Here is a 16,118-nt window from a genome sequence, read left to right on the forward strand (position 1 = left end):
GGTCAACTAGACAATTATACTATGACAAGGACAGTAAGTATCCTTACGATACTGTTCCTCCCTGCTTTGCTTTGTGCTCAAACATTTGTCAATGTTGCGCCTGAGAACAATTTTGTCCACCAGTTCTACGGAACAGAATATGGAACGGGCATCAGTTTCTATGATGTCAATGGTGATGGTTGGGATGATATTACCGTAGGCCAAGCAAACGAAACGATTTCCTTATATCTCAATATAGAAGGTGAATTATCACCTCCAATTTCTATTGGTGCCATCAATGCAAATCCGAAAGGAATCAACTGGTGTGACTACGATAACGATGGAGATCCTGACCTACTTGTTACCAACTATAATAGTACTAACCACCTCTACCGGAATGATGGAAACTTCAATAACATGTTGGACGTCACAGCTGAAGTTGGAATTCTCCACGACACATCTTACTTGAGCTATGGCATTTCTTGGGGAGACACCGATCGAGATGGAGACTTAGATTTATATATCTGTAATTACAACGCTGACGGCATTACGAATGAGTTCTACGTCAACAATGGTGATGGCACCTTCACGGAATCTGCTGCCATGCTAGGCGTTGACGATGGCAGCTTGTGGTCTTTTCAGGGGTTATTCACGGATTATGACCATGACTTGTGGCCTGACCTGCATGTCATCAATGACCGATTACCAGCAACAAATAACTTCTACAAAAACGAGAACGGTAGCTTCTCGAATATTACCACTGAAATCGGTTTGGAGATGTACATCTTCTCGATGAACAACAGCATGGCTGATTATGACCGAGATGGTGATATGGACCTCTACGTTTCTAATAATCCATTTGGGAACTACTTAATGAGGCAAGAAGAAGACGGAACCTTCTCACACGTTTCTGAAGAAACAGGTACTTCCGTATTCGATCACAGTTGGAGTGCCCTTTGGATTGACTACGACAATGATGGCTGGGAAGATCTTCACGTAAACTGCTCACCATTCTGGGGAGAGCCGGGTCAAAACAGGTTCTTCGTCAACCTTGAAAACGGAACCTTCTTCGAAAACGCCGCAGGAGTTGGCTTAGGCTCAGATAATGGAGCTACAAATTCTTCAGCTATGGGTGACTTGAATAATGACGGGTTCCCAGATTTCGTTGTCCAAGCTGGCGCTCCTGATTATTCGAGAATTTATCGGAATACCGGGAATACCAACGCTTTCTTAACTGTTGACCTCGTTGGCACGGTATCAAATACAGAAGGAATTGGAGCGTGGATTGAAGTTTTTTCGGAAGGAACTAGCCAACTGAGATACACACAATCAGGGGAAGGATTCCTTACTCACAACTCAGGGAAAGAATTCATCGGACTTGGCCAGGCTGAGGTCATAGACTCAATGATTGTGGAGTGGCCTAGTGGTCATGTAGATACATTTTACGATGTTGAAATCAACCAACAGCTGAACATCGCAGAGGGCAGCTCAATGATGGCTTCCATCTTGAATGAAGGCACTTCTATTTGTGAGGGAGATTCGCTTCTTCTGATTGCGAGTAATGGGATGAATCCTGTTTGGAACAATGGAACTGAGAATGATTCACTCTGGGTACAAGAACCAGGAGTTTATTCGTACATCACCTACTCTGAGCTCGGTATTCCATATAGCTCAACAGAGTTTACCGTTCAGTCAACTAATGATGCATCCTACACAGTTACGAATGTTGATCCCGCCTGCTTAGGTTCTGCTGATGGCGAAATTTCCATCGAATTGAATGAGAACGCTATCGCCACGGTAAACGGTGAAAACTATGACGAACCATTGATGAACCTACCGGCAGGACAGTATGAACTTATTGTTTCTGAGGAAGGCTTATGTACGGTCACTACCATTGTTGAACTTGTTTCTCCGCCAGCAATAGAGTTGGAATTATCAATAGAAAATCCGCTGTGTGCAGGAGATTATGGCATGGCTAGCGCCGAAGCTTCCGGGGGTACAGGTGTCATTTCGATTAACTGGAATGACGTCAATCCTGATGAACTTGAACCTGACACCTATGAAGTCAACGTAATAGACGAAAATGGTTGTAGTATCAGCGAAACCTTTGAAATCGAATCTCCAGATGAAATCGTCATCGACGTTGTTACTGTTGAATCCACTGAAGGCGACAATGGCTCGATTCAGCTTGACATTTCTGGTGGAGAAGGCCCGTATACAATTAACTGGAACGGTCCGGATGGATTCTCAGATACGGGTGAATTGATTGAGAACCTCTCTCCTGGTATCTATACCGCTTCTATTGTTGATTCAAATGGGTGCATGGAACTTGAAATTATTGACCTCGACAGCATGAACGTTGAGAATTTATTGATTTCTGATTTCCTTATTTCACCGAATCCGAGCAATGATGTCATTTACATTTCAAACCTTCCTGTAGGTGCTTTTCAATGTAGTATTTATGGCATTGACGGTAGACTGGTTCAACAGATCATGATCCCTTCAGGAACTGAGCAATTAGAGGTGAGTTTTACCTTTGCTGCGAGTGGAATGTTCGTCGTTCAAATTGAATCAAATCAAGGACTAGCGCGCAAGCAAATCATCAAGCGCTGATTTTCAACGATTTTATTAGAGCTGGAGTCAACCATAGACGTTTTATTACGTCTATCAAATAACTAAACCAGACCAGCTAGGTCATCTGACTAACTTTACTAATGAAATCTATCACTGGCATACTGTCAGCGGTGCTCTTGTCCTTCACTCTCTCCGCTCAAAATTTCGTCAACGTTGCGTCCGATTTCGGAATCAATCACTCCTTCTACGGACCGGAATACGGCTGTGGTGCAAGTTTTTATGACGTCAACCATGATGGTTGGGACGACTTGACTCTTGTACAGCAATATCAACCCGTTCTTTTGTACTTGAATAATCAAGGACAGCTCGAAGATCCAATTTATGTTGGGGGTATAAACATGAACCCAAAAGGAATGAGCTGGTGTGATTACGACAACGATGGAGACGCCGATCTCATGGTTTGTAATTATGATGGAAAAAACTTCCTCTATCAAAACAACGGTGACCTTGAGGCCATGACGGATGTCACACAGGAAGCCGGTATCTGGCACGATACCGAATATTTAACCTTCGGATTGTCATGGGGTGACATTGATCGTGACGGGGATCTTGACCTTTATATCAATAACTACAACGCAGACGGAGTCCCTAACGAATTCTACATAAACAATGGCGATGGAACATTCACGGAATCGGGGGTAGAATACGGAATTGACAATGGGAGTATGTGGTCATTTCAATCACTCTTTCTTGATACCAATCATGATCTGTGGCCTGATTTGCATGTGATCAACGATCGGCTTCCTGCCACCAACAATTTCTACATCAACCAAGGTGGTAGTTTCATTGATCAAACCACCGAATTAGGAATGGAGATGTACATTTTCTCCATGAATAACAGCATGGCCGATTATGACCGAGACGGTGATATGGACATCTACATCTCAAATAATCCGTTTGGTAACTACCTCATGCAACAGCAAGAAGATGGCACCTACGCAGATGTAGCCGAAGAAGAAAACTGTTTAGTGAACGACCATAGTTGGAGCGCCCTGTGGATGGATTACGACAATAATGGATGGGAAGACCTACACGTTTGTACGACCCCTTTCTGGGGCGAACCAGGTCAGAATCGGTTCTTTATCAATGATCAAGCTGGCGCATTTGTTGAAGATGCCATAGGTGTAGGTCTCCAAGATGACGACGGGGCCACCTCAACCAGCTGCCTCGGAGATTTAAATAACGATGGTTATGCCGATTTCGCGGTCATCGCTTCTGCTCCTGAAACAAGTAGAGTTTATCAAAATCAAGGAGGAACAAATCACTTCTTAACCGTAGAATTGAATGGAGTGGTATCCAATACCGAAGGCATCGGTTGCTGGATTGAGGTTTTCACCAATGGCGAAAGTCAAATTCGATATACCCAATCAGGTGAAGGATACCTTACACAAAACTCAAGGAAAGAATTCTTTGGCCTCGGGGAAATCGAAACCATTGACTCTCTTCAAATTCAGTGGATTAACGGTCATATTGACTGGTTCTATGACCTCCCAGCAGACCAACATTTATCAATTACTGAAGGCAGTTCATTAACAGCTGAAATCTCAGTGATGGAAGAAACCTTTTGCGAAGGTGATTCCGTTCTTTTAATTGCTACGTCTTACGCCAATGCCATTTGGAATAATGAGCAAATCGGTGACTCTATTTGGATTTCCGAACCCGGCGAGTACTACTTCACCGGTTACACGCAAGAGGGAATTCCTGTTCAGTCTGCCCCTATTATGGTTGAGTATTCTGAAAATGCCTTGGTTGAAATCGTTTACAATCATCCGAGCTGTCACGGCGCTGAAGATGGGATGATTGAGTTGATCGCCGAGGTTGATGCCTTGTTATGGCTCAATGATGAGCCTTATGAGGAAGTGGTTTATAACTGTCAGGAAGGAGTCTTCCACTATCACATTGAGCAAGATGGATTCTGTTCATCTACCCACTCTGTGGAACTTTATGCCCCTGACTCTCTGTACGTTGACCTCGTCATTGATCAACCTTTGTGCTTTGAAGAGACGGGCAGCGTTTTACTGAGTATCGAAGGTGGCGTCGAACCCTACATAGTTGATTGGTTTGATGAAGACCCGCTTGACTTGCTCGAGGGTGATTATTTAGTTTCGATTGCCGACGCACATAACTGCCTCATTGACTCTATCATCAGTGTTACTGCACCTGGAGAGATTATCGTAGAATCGAATATCACCGAAGCAGATTTAGGTGACAATGGAATCATTAACCTGGTAATTGAAGGAGGTGTTGAACCTTACGAAGTCTTCTGGAATGGACCTGATGGCTATACTGGGGAAGGCAATAATATCACGGATTTAGAGCCAGGAATTTACACTGGGAACGTGATTGATAGCCACAATTGCAGTAAATTGGTCATTGTAGATCTTGACGGACTAAGTGCTCAGGAACTGAACCTAAATCAGGTTGAGGTTTATCCTAATCCTTGTGATGAACAGATCTTCATAAACGGTGCTGAATCAACGTTAACCAAGATACTGGTCTATGACTTAAACGGCCGGAAGATTGAAGAGCACACTGTGCTTCCTACGAATGAAGTCACAATAGTAGATGTTTCTTCTCTTTCACCGGGTGTCTACATCTTGCACCTTGTAGATACTGTTCATCAGGCCAACGTAGTGATTATGAAGAAATGATATTTCGACTTTCCTTTCTGACCCTGTTTTCGCTTTTCCTTTCGCAATCGCATGCCCAGTTCACACCAATAGAAATGTCAAATATGAACATTGGATCAAATGGGTTCAATGGAAATGGAGCCAGCTTCTATGATTTCAATGGAGATGGATTCGATGATGTTAGCCTGGTCAGCGGAGATGGTCAGATAAAGTTCTATATCAATACCACCGAGGGTCAATTTGAAGAAATTGATCTAGGAATTTACGCTGCGAATGGCTCTCAGGATGCCAAGATGATTAACTGGGTCGACATCGACAATGATGGAGACGAAGATCTTTTCATCTCGTTCTATCTATCGCCGAATCGTCTTTGGTTAAACAACGGTGACCTTACATTCACTGAAATATCAGAAACCTGTGGGATTCTTCAGACGACTGCCTGGCAAACACATGGTGTTTCTTGGGGTGACTACGATCGCGACAGTTACTTAGATGTGTACATCACCAACTACAATGTAGAGGGTATCATCACGAACTATCTCTACCGAAATCTGGGAGACGGAACTTTTGAGGATGTCACTGATTTCGCCCAAGTATCGAATCAATCTTTCAATTCTTTTCAGTCGCTTTGGTACGATTACAACGAAGATCTTTGGCCGGATCTGGTCGTGATCAATGATCGACTGCTCTATCCAAATGCCATCTATCAAAACAATGGAGACGGCACTTTCACTGAAGTAACCATTGACCTCAATTTCGATCAATGGATTTATGCCATGTCAATCACTTGCGGCGACTACGACAATGACGACGATTTCGACATCTATGTATCCAATGGATTTGAAGGAAATATCTTCATGCAATACAACGGGACGCAATACCAGGATATCGCCCCTGCCCAAGATATGGCCGTGAATTCAGTGTGTTGGGGTGCCACCTGGATCGATTATGACTGCGATATGTGGCAGGATCTATATGTGTCTACATATGTATGGGGACAAACAGACCAGCCCAATGCCTTTTTCGTCAATACCGATGGTGAATTCTCCCGTGATGATGCCATCACTCAAAACGACATCACTGACAATTATTCTCCTATCATTGGTGACCTGACGAATGACGGCTATCCAGACATCTTTATTCATACCCTTCAAAGCAATTCGTCAGTTGTTCTTCAAAATGATGGCGGAGACAATCGATGGCTGAAGGTGGGGCTGACAGGAACCTTATCTAATATTCAGGCGATTGGTAGCACCATTGAGGTATGGGCAGATGGTATCAAGCAAAAGCGAATGACATTCTTAGGTGAAAACTACTTAGGACAGAATAGTCGCATGCAATTCTTTGGCCTAGGAGCTGCACAGAATATCGATTCGCTCAAAGTCACTTACCCTTCAGGACATATTGATACCTTCTTCGATTTAGCTCCGAACAATTCGTATGAATTTGTCGAAGGTGAAACCTATCAAGCGGAAATCATCGTGACTGGTACCCTTTGCGACCAAGATTCGAATGAACTGAGTATTCAAGCGGAAGATGTAGCCGGCATCGAATGGCAAGATGGATCAGATGCCGATACGCTAGTCATAACTGAAAGCGGAGAATATTCAGCAACCATCACCAACAATCAAGGAATCTCCACTTCGGTTTCAATTGAGGTTGAACTCTTTCCTTCCCCGGTTTTGGAGCAAAACATAACGAATGTCACTTGCCATGATTATTCCGATGGTATGATTGAGTTGTTCAATGTGAGTGGTATTCCCATTGCTTCTTGCGTTTGGAATAACGACGTGGATGATCTGGCCATCTTCGGTTTAGCAGCTGGCACATATGAATACCTCTGCACTGATGAAAATGGCTGCACCGATACAGATTCGATCATCGTAACTCAGCCTGATCAGATTACTGCAGTTCTCTCCATCATCGAGCCTTTGTGCTTCGGCGAGACAGGTTCAGTGTCGATTGAGGCTGAAGGCGGCACGGGAACCTTAGAATTCGATTGGAACGGCGAAGATCCTGATGCATTGCTTGCCGGCGAATACACCGTTGAAGTTAGCGATGAACTTTCTTGTTCAAGCGAATTCACTTTCGGGTTAAGTCAACCAGCGGAGCTTTCTGCGCTTATCGATATTAATAATGCATCCGATGGAGATAACGGTTCAGCCAGCGCCGTTGCTGTAGGTGGTACTGCTCCCTATAACTTCCAATGGAGTAACGGGGATATCGGGGAGGTTGCCGATGAACTCGGTCAAGGAGTATATATTCTGAATGTCACTGATGACAATGGATGCACGTGGTCTATGAGTTTCGAAGTTATTGACCTCTCCGTGGGTGACTTGTCAGAAACAATCAACATTTCAGCCTACATCATCGCCGGACAAATCCACATCAACAATCCGCAACAGGTAACAGGAACGATTAGCGCTTATTCAATGAATGGTCAGTTATTGATGCAAGATCAATTGAATGGCAATCATTCGTTTAGTCTTCCCCTTGGATTCAGTGGACCGCTAGTTCTGCATCTCAGCACCACCTATGGTGTCTGGACTTCCACCGTGCTTTCGATTGATTAGAGGATTCTTGTTGAATTGGTATCTTGGCAAAGCGTAGCGTTCCGCCGCTAGGCAGTTAAAAAAGACACCATGCGTATAGAGGCAAATTCTCCAGAAGAATACATTTCGAAAATCCCCGAAGATCGTCAACCGGTCATGACGAAGTTGAGAGAGGTGATCAACACCAATCTCCCTGTAGGATTCAAGGAAGTCATGTCGTACAACATGATTGGTTGGGTCGTTCCCCACGACAAATATCCTGCTGGGTACCATTGTGATCCGAAGCTGCCTCTCCCCTTCATGAACCTGGCTTCACAAAAGAACTTCATCGCCTTTTACCACATGGGAATCTACGCCACACCCGAGCTACTCGACTGGTTCGTAGGCGAATACCCAAAGTACGTGAGCACGAAGTTAGATATGGGCAAGAGCTGTATTCGCTTGAAGAAGATGGATCAAATCCCATACGAACTCATTGGCGAATTGGTGGCTAAGATGACCGCTCAAGACTGGATTGATAAATACGAAAGCGAGATCAAACGCTAAACCATGGAAGACTATCTCAAAGTAAATCGTGACGCGTGGAACAAGCGCACGACTGCTCACGTAGATTCTGAATTTTACGATAACGCCACATTCAAAGAAGGCAGAAGCAGTTTAAACGACATTGAGCTTGCCCTCATCCCTGACCTTTCAGGATTGCGTGTTCTTCATCTTCAATGTCACTTTGGTCAAGATTCAATTTCGCTAGCGCGGAAGGGTGCACAGGTAACGGCGATTGACCTATCAGACGAAGCCATCAACCAAGGCAAAGCCTTAGCAAAAGAAGTCAACATAGACGTCGAATTCATTTGCTGTGACGTCTACAGCACCCTCGATCACATCGAAGGACAGTACGACCTCGTCTTCACCAGTTACGGCACCATAGGATGGCTTCCTGACCTCAACAAATGGGCGAATGTCATTTCCCAGAGCCTCAAATCCGAAGGAAAACTCGTCTTCGTAGAATTCCACCCCGCCGTATGGATGTTCGATGACAACATCGAACGCATCGCCTATTCATACTTCAACCGCGACGTCATCGTAGAAGAACTCGAAGGAAGCTACACCGACGGCAGCGAAGAAATCCGCGCCAAATACATCTCATGGAACCACGGCCTCGGTGAAGTATACCAAGCCCTAAAAGCCAACGGCCTCAACATCGTCGACTTCAACGAGTACGACTTCTCCCCTTACAACTGCTTCGCGACGTCGCATGAAGTTAGTCCAGGGAAATACATGCTGAAGGGCAATGAGGGGAAGATGCCGATGGTTTATTCTATTGTTGGGGTGAAAGGCGTTGGGCTTTAGGCGTTAGTAGATTGGTTATTTGACTTCGCATTCAACCGAATGCACTCTGAATGTAATATCTAGCCCTTTTCAGCATTGTCGTAACCAATTTCATCCTTCAATATTTCAAGCTCCAAGGCTTCATCCAAATATGGAGCGAGGTACTGTCTAACTTCGATCTCCAACTCATCTTCCGTTCGATTGACAATTTGATTTGAAACTAAATAATACTCATCATCAAGTCTATTTATTTCGGAATACATGGCCTCAGGAAAATCAAACTCATGGCTCAACTTGTACAAGAGCATTGTCGTTCTGCCAAGACTTAATTGACCGTTTGAATTCAGCGATTGAATAATGCTCATTAGTTTATCAGTCTCTACTTGAGATCTATTTGAATTAATGAAGGAGCCAAGAACGTCAATCAGTTTATTTCTTTGGTGTGATGATAGAGAGATGTCTATAAATAATTCATCAGGTTCACTCTCGCGCATTATCAATTGATCAGAATACTCCACTAATCGCTCTTTGCTGAAAAAATTCATCCTAAGACCCATTTGAAGAATAGATAACTCCTCTAGAATTAAGATTGGATTTTTCATTTCGATTCAATTACAATGTCCATGAAACACAGCTGTAGAGTTAAAGAGTATCAATCTGATTAGTTCTAAAAGCACTATCAAGATTATATCGATAAAAAGAAACCAACAGGGGTGCATAAGTAACCAACCGCGAGTAAGTTCAGAAGAAGTCCGATTCTATGGAATCTATTCTTTCTTCTCATTCCAATAATACTCAGCGCCAATGAGACGACCATTGCGATCAAATAAGGTAAAGCAATCTTTATCCCACCTGCAGCCACAACTGGTTGCATTGCACCACTATCAGAGTCCAGTGTCGAGGTAATAATACTATACGTCTCTATATCGAATAGCCCCTTATTGACTATGAGAAGTGACGCGATGATTATTGAAATCAAAGAAAATTGCTTTCCGACGTTCATTTAGGCTACTGTTGTATCAAATGCTATCCAAAGTGACTAAACCCTTCAGAGAACTCAAATTCACCTTCAAACTTTCGTTCAATTTTGTTTTTCATGCTTTCTGAGACAAATAAATGATGGTCGAATTGCCATACGCTTCGTTCATTTTCATCCACAATTTTGATTTTATCGATGTCAATGTGCTCCTTGACGATCAACTCAAAGAACTCATCCCATTTTTCGTTGGTAACTCTGCGAAGAATCCGGATCGGGCGTATTTCGAGCTCATTCGACATCAATTCGTCGAAAACAGAGACAAGTTGTTGATTTATGATAGTGTAATCAAAACCTGTCATCAATAAAGCGAACTCATCATATTTAAGGATACTGAATGTATTCTCATCCAACCTGAAGAGGTTTATAGAAGAGTGGGTTTTAGCTGCGATGTTATAGATCATTCCATTAATAATATCTGCGAGTAAGAAACCACATAAGTAATTGAGGCTCTATTCATCTTTTCGAAAGCAACATGCAATTGTTCGAGGGCTTCAAGTACCCCATATCACCCCAACTATTTAACCTGAATTCCTCGGTTATGAAAAAACCGCATTAACGCTGTACGTTCTGATGCAACAATCTTCCAGTATTCATCTATTGTTTCAATGACTACGCTGTTGCGTTCATTTCTCACGGAAACAATATCTGTGATTCTAATTCTCTGATTTAGAAATGAGAAATCACTCATTAGCTCAATCCAGTCATCTCTAAATTTGATACTTCTGAATGTGAAGTTGAGGTACAACCGGATTAGAACCAAGCTTCCTATTATGATTGGGATCACAGTAAAAACAAAGGTCTCAGGGTATGGAAAATCAGTGTCATAGAGCAAAGCATCAAGAACTCTTACGTGCGCCAGACAATAAATCATTGCAAAAGGAAGGCCAAGTGCAATGAGAAGATTGCTGATCACCACTAACCGAGCAATTCCTTTTTGACCGACCCTTCTGATTGACTGTGTAAAATTCATGAAGTTCTAAGAATTCTCCATTCACCCTTAATGAGTGCTTTACTGAATTGACTGCCTCTTATTCGCTTTATTTACTCAACAGTGATCGGAGCAGCTTCTGACTGATAGTTGGTCATTATCTCCTGAATCTCATCGTCAGTTAGAATCTGCAATTCTGAATTTTTAATTGCCTTTTCAGCCGGCATCATGGAACGTAAGAGGATTAACTTGAAAGCTTCTTGGCGGTTCTCAAGCTTTTCTGGTTCTGAATTCTTCTTTTCAAATGCTTGATAAGCCGCGACCATATTCAGCCAGACATTGATCTCCCTATTCGGATTTTGGTCTCTCTTAAAATTGGTGATCGTCTCCTCAAGAGAGACTGGAAACACTTCATACAAACTCTCATGGATGAAGGTTATTTGGCTCAATTGGTCCTCTGTTAAAGTATCGTGTCTGATTGGACTTGGAGTCAAATCTTCAGCGTCAACAATTTGAACGCTCGAATCTGATGCCTCTGGTTCAGTGCATGCGAAGCACAGGAGAGATAATAAAGTAACGAGGAACAGTTTATTCATGTCGATTTTATGTCTGGTTTAATCTCTGTTCTATTTTGTCAATCTGACCGTCCAGAAGAAGTCTGAAATTCTCAATCACTTCGTCCCAGTTTTGAGCAATGCTCTTCTTGATATTAAACATTGCAGGATCCATGATATCTGGATTTAAATTTAAGGATTGTCTCAAGTACTTGGTTACCTCAAATATCACCTGTTTATCATCTTCATCATAAACACCAACCCAGAATACACAGTGTTCGTCATCCATGTTCAACGTTTCTTTAATAGCCACTTCAATGGCTTCCATGCTAGGTTCATCAATTGAGTCTCCCCACCCTTTTTCCAAGTAGCTTTGTGTTACTTTCATTCTATAACATTTTCAATTCGGTCCAATCACTCCGTGAAGTCTGCCTGCAACGAGCATCCTACACTGAAAGATCTAGTGACTAATCAATGAATTTCCCTTTACAGCTTGGTCTGTAGAAGTGCAAGAAGTCATTGTGAAATGGTCTTTTCTCCCCTTGGTCCCTGTTCACAAGGATTAAATCCATTCGCTCGTTCACAATCACTCTCAGCTTTACACTGTTCACAATTGGTTTGACGCAGCGCCTGTTCACAATGGGGTCTACAAATTCCGTGTTCACAATCACCAAATTGGTTTCCATGTTCACAATGACTTTTCGTTCCATGTGAACAAATTGATCTGTCAGTGCGACAAATGATAAGCCGTACAGGTCATCACTTTAATCCATGTCTTTTAGCCTTTCGGTTTTCATGAATTCAAGATACCTGAGTCTATCTAGACCGCGAAATTGTTCACCAGATATTCGATGAGTGCTGTGTTTTAAGGGATGAGGGTTCCGGGTTCCGGCGTCCGGCATCCGGCGTCCGTTTTTTTTCATCCCAGTCCACGGTCCACAGTCCACGAATCACCCTATATATAAACTGAGTGGTGAACAATTGGAGATTCTTTCGTGGCACAGCGGTTTTTCCCGGCGTCCGGCATCCGGCGTCCGTTTTATTTCCTCACTGCCGTAAACCAATTGCCGACAATAAATTCTTTTCGGACAGACTTGATCCGTCCTTCTCGGTCCACAGTCCACGGTCTACAGTCTACGAACTACGTACCACACACTACGTACCCCCGGCGTTCACAATCGCATTTTCGGAATGCTATTTCACAATTGCATTTTCAGAATGCTATTTCACAATTGCATTTTCGGAATGCTAGTTCACAATTGCATTTTCAGAATGTCGTTTCACAATTGTTTTTTCAGAATAGCGTTTCACAATTGCGTTTTTAGAATGTCGTTTCTCAATTGGACGGATGTTATCCGTCCCTCTCGGTCCACAGTCCACGGTCCACAGTCTACGAACCACGCAGCGCCTGAGGAAATCACATTCAAGGACACAGAATAGAATAACAACCTCATAATCACGAAATACAAGCTACAAAGCGATTGAGCATTCAGCAAGGCTTCAATCTTGAGTGCTAAGGATGATCGAGATATATTCTAAATCATCGCCCCCCAAGTACACCTTTGTTTCTTCTCGGATTAGGGTGCAATAATATCTTGCTTTTGATCTGTCTTTATGGAAACCATGATTCCCTTCAAAATAGTTTTTGGCAACCCAAAAAGCGGCAAGGGAAAATCCTTCTTCAGCCAGAGCAACAAGGGTCACACGCCCTCTATCCCTGTCTGTATATTTACTATGACTCGTTAAATATCCTGAATTGAAACTCTTTCCATGGAACAGAAAGTATCCCATTTCAAATCTGCCGAATTCACTTCCTTGTTCAATACTTATTTCCAAGTAGCTCAAATATTCCTTCAGTCGACCTCGGCTAAATGATATTTGAGACAGGTATACGCTAGCTAGGTGACTTCCTTGATCACTAGCAATTTTCAAGTATTTCTTGCCTTTGGACTTTTTCTGCGGCGTGTTGCATCCTTCGAATAAACATAATGCAACATCTGCAAGAGAGTCGAAGTCCCTACAGGCTAATGAATTCTCAATCATGTCATTAACTGGATCCTTTTCCATCCAAACATCAGAATCAACAAATTCTCGGACTTTAGATCGGTTTTCATCACAAACACTTACGGATGTGCTATCGGTTTCATCTACAGAATGTTCCAAAATGGAATTTCCCCGTAGGTTTCGAGAAGACGCACTGCACCAAATAAGTCCCAAAATCAGAATGGTGATGACATTTTTTGTTGCAATCCTCATTTACTAAGAATTCTTTTCATAGACCTTTATCAACTCTGTTCTCCTATTGATTAACTTCATTAAAGCGAAGCAAAACCTTTAGTAAGGAAACTTCCCCTGATTTCACATGAATCGCTCTATACCAATTTGTGCCGTGTGACTGGAACCAGGTTCCCATCAAATTTCAACCTCAATTACGTTTCGGACGGATCTAATCCGTCCCTCTCGGTCCACGGTCCACAGTCCACGGTCCACGGTCCACGCCCCACTTCCACCCCTAAAAAGACGGCCCCACATAAAACCTCGTTTCGTTCCCAAGCGAATCAACTGTAAGATAGTTGTGTCTCATTCCGTCCTTGAAATATTCCTTCATGACTATTCGTTGGTTTTCGTCGATCGTGATCCACTCCCCTGCTTTCAAGTTGTTCTTGAAATGGCCATAGCTAAAAGCAGAAGACTGAAATATCTCCATTCCCATCCCATCGCCGGAACTGGGAATGATTAGCGTTGATTGTGAGGTTTTAGGGGGTGAGATTTTATCTTCCGGATACACCATTTCAACGATTTTACTCTTCGATACATCAACAACTTTACGCATCAAACAACTACCAAACGATAACACAACCAGAACTGCTAATACCGCCTTTTTCATTTTGGTGTTCTCCTGTTTGTATTCACGAACTTCCGGTTCCGTTATCGTTTTACGATGGCCATGATCACCATTCCTCTATATCTCTGTAATTAAAGTATCAGCCAAACTTCGGATTACACGGTTTCCTTTTTCAATTTCTATTCTACTATAGAGGAAGAACGCATAATCCCTAGGACTTGATGAACTAGCAACCATCTTTAGTCTATCTGCCCCCTTGTAATACAAGGTCATTAGTTTAGGCTTTACATTCAGAATCAATTCTTCACTAGTCTCATCGCTCTGAAATGTAGTTCTGCAAACTCCAATTTCTTCATTCAGGGTATACGGATATTGAAGCTTAGGAGTAAAGTCAACATCATAAAGAGCTGTATAATCAACCAACCACTTGCCCACCATTTCCCTGAATTCAAATTGAAAACCAGGATTCTCAAGTCGCAACAGACTTTCCTCCTCAACTCCTTTGAGGACGATAATTCCTCCGTTCACATACGGGTCTGCTTTAATGAACTCTTGAACTTCTATATCAGTGCCTTCCTTAACTCTGAAATCAATATTCACCATTCGAGTATGACCCAATATCCTTTCAATTTTTGACAATCCCGATTCAAAAGATTCAATTATAGAATCGACAGTGCGTCCCATTAAAACACAATTCGGGTAATCGTTTCTATATATAAGGCTCGAAACTCTCATTCTAATGTGGGGTTTTCTTTAAGTATTCGTTCAAAGGTGCAGCACTGCCACTTACAAGTTCGTCAAAGAATCCGGACCAAATCATTTGGTCAATTCGCACGGCTTGCATGGTTTTAACCTGAAATAAATTCATAACCATTAATCTCTAATTCTTATTTCGGACTTCTCTTGATAGCTTTTCTGACGAATATAATCAGTCCCTTTCGGTCCACAGTCCACAGTCCACAGTCTACGAACCACGAACCACGCACCACAAACCAATTCCCCGTCATCCGTCCACCGTCCACCGTCCACCGTCAACCGTCAACCGTCAACCGTTGACACAAGAACTCAAACAATTCCCCGTTAATTGCCTATGCAACACCTACTCTTACTCGCTCTATTCAGTTCTCTTTGGCTAGCGCCGAATGGGATCTCTGAAACGCCGATTGACACCTGGAACAATGTACCCATCTATGAAGGTGGAGACGGAACGGCGCATTACTCTGACTCGGGTTATCGTTACGGATTGAAATGGCAATGCGTTGAGTTTGTCAAACGGTATTACGCTGATCACCTAGATCATGAAATGCCCAACACTTGGGGGCATGCGATCTCCTTCTTTGACAAATCGCTTGAAGATGGCGAATGGAATAAAGCACGCGGGCTAGTTCAATACACCAACGGGAGTGCCACCTCCCCTGCTATAGATGATCTTCTCATCTTAGATTGGGCCCAGCCTTATGGACATGTGGCTATCGTTGGAGAAGTAACTGAAACTCAAATCTTGGTTATCCAGCAGAATGCGGGTCCTACTAGAATATATCTCGATTTAGACCGAAGCGATGGAAAGTATACTATCTCCGATCAAGTGGTTGGATGGTTGAGAAAGGAATAAAAAAAGCCCCGCAGTT

14 protein-coding genes are annotated in these 16,118 nt (G+C 42.9%); 6 read left to right on the forward strand and 8 right to left on the reverse strand.

Annotated elements, in window-relative coordinates; genetic code table 11:
• Window positions 1–21 precede the first annotated feature (21 nt).
• From RA156_RS07890 to RA156_RS07910, 5 genes are all read left to right on the forward strand, one after another.
• On the forward strand, window positions 22–2,592 hold the full coding sequence (locus RA156_RS07890; protein ID WP_306644029.1) for an FG-GAP-like repeat-containing protein: 2,571 nt from the start codon (window positions 22–24) through the stop codon (window positions 2,590–2,592).
• A 101-nt stretch (window positions 2,593–2,693) separates the two neighbouring features.
• A complete protein-coding gene (locus RA156_RS07895; protein WP_306644030.1) occupies window positions 2,694–5,264 on the forward strand; it encodes a T9SS type A sorting domain-containing protein in 2,571 nt (856 codons plus the stop codon).
• 83 nt (window positions 5,265–5,347) lie between these two features.
• Window positions 5,348–7,816, forward strand: coding sequence for an FG-GAP-like repeat-containing protein (locus tag RA156_RS07900; protein WP_306644031.1), 2,469 nt, complete (start codon window positions 5,348–5,350; stop codon window positions 7,814–7,816).
• Window positions 7,817–7,885: 69 nt separating this feature from the next.
• On the forward strand, window positions 7,886–8,341 hold the full coding sequence (locus tag RA156_RS07905) for a DUF1801 domain-containing protein (RefSeq protein ID WP_306644032.1): 456 nt from the start codon (window positions 7,886–7,888) through the stop codon (window positions 8,339–8,341).
• Window positions 8,342–8,344: 3 nt separating this feature from the next.
• Window positions 8,345–9,145: a class I SAM-dependent methyltransferase gene (locus tag RA156_RS07910; protein ID WP_306644033.1), complete on the forward strand. Its 801-nt coding sequence runs from the start codon at window positions 8,345–8,347 to the stop codon at window positions 9,143–9,145.
• A gap of 59 nt (window positions 9,146–9,204) precedes the next feature.
• On the opposite strand, the gene RA156_RS07915 is transcribed toward RA156_RS07910, so the two are convergent.
• The 8 genes from RA156_RS07915 to RA156_RS07950 form a co-directional block, all read right to left on the reverse strand.
• A complete protein-coding gene (locus RA156_RS07915; protein WP_306644034.1) occupies window positions 9,205–9,726 on the reverse strand; it encodes a hypothetical protein in 522 nt (173 codons plus the stop codon).
• A gap of 424 nt (window positions 9,727–10,150) precedes the next feature.
• A complete protein-coding gene (locus RA156_RS07920) occupies window positions 10,151–10,564 on the reverse strand; it encodes a hypothetical protein (protein ID WP_306644035.1) in 414 nt (137 codons plus the stop codon).
• Between the two features lie 113 nt (window positions 10,565–10,677).
• Window positions 10,678–11,133, reverse strand: coding sequence for a hypothetical protein (locus tag RA156_RS07925; protein ID WP_306644036.1), 456 nt, complete (start codon window positions 11,131–11,133; stop codon window positions 10,678–10,680).
• A gap of 71 nt (window positions 11,134–11,204) precedes the next feature.
• Window positions 11,205–11,687, reverse strand: a complete 483-nt coding sequence (locus tag RA156_RS07930) for a hypothetical protein (RefSeq protein ID WP_306644037.1) — start codon at window positions 11,685–11,687, stop codon at window positions 11,205–11,207.
• Between the two features lie 7 nt (window positions 11,688–11,694).
• Window positions 11,695–12,033 (reverse strand): hypothetical protein, encoded by a 339-nt coding sequence (locus tag RA156_RS07935; protein ID WP_306644038.1) that lies wholly within the window; start codon window positions 12,031–12,033, stop codon window positions 11,695–11,697.
• A gap of 1,112 nt (window positions 12,034–13,145) precedes the next feature.
• The gene (locus RA156_RS07940; RefSeq protein ID WP_306644039.1) at window positions 13,146–13,901 is read right to left on the reverse strand and encodes an SEL1-like repeat protein; all 756 of its coding nucleotides are present in this window, start codon (window positions 13,899–13,901) and stop codon (window positions 13,146–13,148) included.
• Window positions 13,902–14,157: 256 nt separating this feature from the next.
• Window positions 14,158–14,532 carry a toxin-antitoxin system YwqK family antitoxin gene (locus RA156_RS07945; RefSeq protein WP_306644040.1) on the reverse strand — a complete coding sequence of 125 codons (375 nt, stop codon included), beginning with the start codon at window positions 14,530–14,532 and terminating at the stop codon, window positions 14,158–14,160.
• A 75-nt stretch (window positions 14,533–14,607) separates the two neighbouring features.
• Window positions 14,608–15,174: a hypothetical protein gene (locus tag RA156_RS07950; RefSeq protein ID WP_306644041.1), complete on the reverse strand. Its 567-nt coding sequence runs from the start codon at window positions 15,172–15,174 to the stop codon at window positions 14,608–14,610.
• 406 nt (window positions 15,175–15,580) lie between these two features.
• On the opposite strand from RA156_RS07950, the gene RA156_RS07955 reads away from it, so the two are divergent.
• Entirely contained in the window at window positions 15,581–16,102 is a 522-nt protein-coding gene (locus RA156_RS07955) for a CHAP domain-containing protein (protein WP_306644042.1), read from the forward strand.
• Window positions 16,103–16,118: the final 16 nt, after the last annotated feature.

It is taken from the genome of Sanyastnella coralliicola (assembly GCF_030845195.1).
Taxonomy (GTDB): domain Bacteria; phylum Bacteroidota; class Bacteroidia; order Flavobacteriales_D; family Sanyastnellaceae; genus Sanyastnella; species Sanyastnella coralliicola.

Excerpts from the sequence above, each read along its gene's own strand:
- RA156_RS07925 (WP_306644036.1), bottom strand. The coding sequence starts at position 11,133 with ATGAATTTTACACAGTCAATCAGAAGGGTCGGTCAAAAAGGAATTGCT.
- RA156_RS07920 (WP_306644035.1), bottom strand. The coding sequence starts at position 10,564 with ATGATCTATAACATCGCAGCTAAAACCCACTCTTCTATAAACCTCTTC.
- RA156_RS07935 (WP_306644038.1), bottom strand. The coding sequence starts at position 12,033 with ATGAAAGTAACACAAAGCTACTTGGAAAAAGGGTGGGGAGACTCAATT.
- RA156_RS07895 (WP_306644030.1), top strand. The coding sequence starts at position 2,694 with ATGAAATCTATCACTGGCATACTGTCAGCGGTGCTCTTGTCCTTCACT.
- RA156_RS07950 (WP_306644041.1), bottom strand. The coding sequence starts at position 15,174 with ATGGGACGCACTGTCGATTCTATAATTGAATCTTTTGAATCGGGATTG.
- RA156_RS07890 (WP_306644029.1), top strand. The coding sequence starts at position 22 with ATGACAAGGACAGTAAGTATCCTTACGATACTGTTCCTCCCTGCTTTG.
- RA156_RS07900 (WP_306644031.1), top strand. The coding sequence starts at position 5,348 with ATGAACATTGGATCAAATGGGTTCAATGGAAATGGAGCCAGCTTCTAT.
- RA156_RS07955 (WP_306644042.1), top strand. The coding sequence starts at position 15,581 with ATGCAACACCTACTCTTACTCGCTCTATTCAGTTCTCTTTGGCTAGCG.
- RA156_RS07930 (WP_306644037.1), bottom strand. The coding sequence starts at position 11,687 with ATGAATAAACTGTTCCTCGTTACTTTATTATCTCTCCTGTGCTTCGCA.
- RA156_RS07905 (WP_306644032.1), top strand. The coding sequence starts at position 7,886 with ATGCGTATAGAGGCAAATTCTCCAGAAGAATACATTTCGAAAATCCCC.
- RA156_RS07915 (WP_306644034.1), bottom strand. The coding sequence starts at position 9,726 with ATGAAAAATCCAATCTTAATTCTAGAGGAGTTATCTATTCTTCAAATG.
- RA156_RS07910 (WP_306644033.1), top strand. The coding sequence starts at position 8,345 with ATGGAAGACTATCTCAAAGTAAATCGTGACGCGTGGAACAAGCGCACG.
- RA156_RS07945 (WP_306644040.1), bottom strand. The coding sequence starts at position 14,532 with ATGAAAAAGGCGGTATTAGCAGTTCTGGTTGTGTTATCGTTTGGTAGT.
- RA156_RS07940 (WP_306644039.1), bottom strand. The coding sequence starts at position 13,901 with ATGAGGATTGCAACAAAAAATGTCATCACCATTCTGATTTTGGGACTT.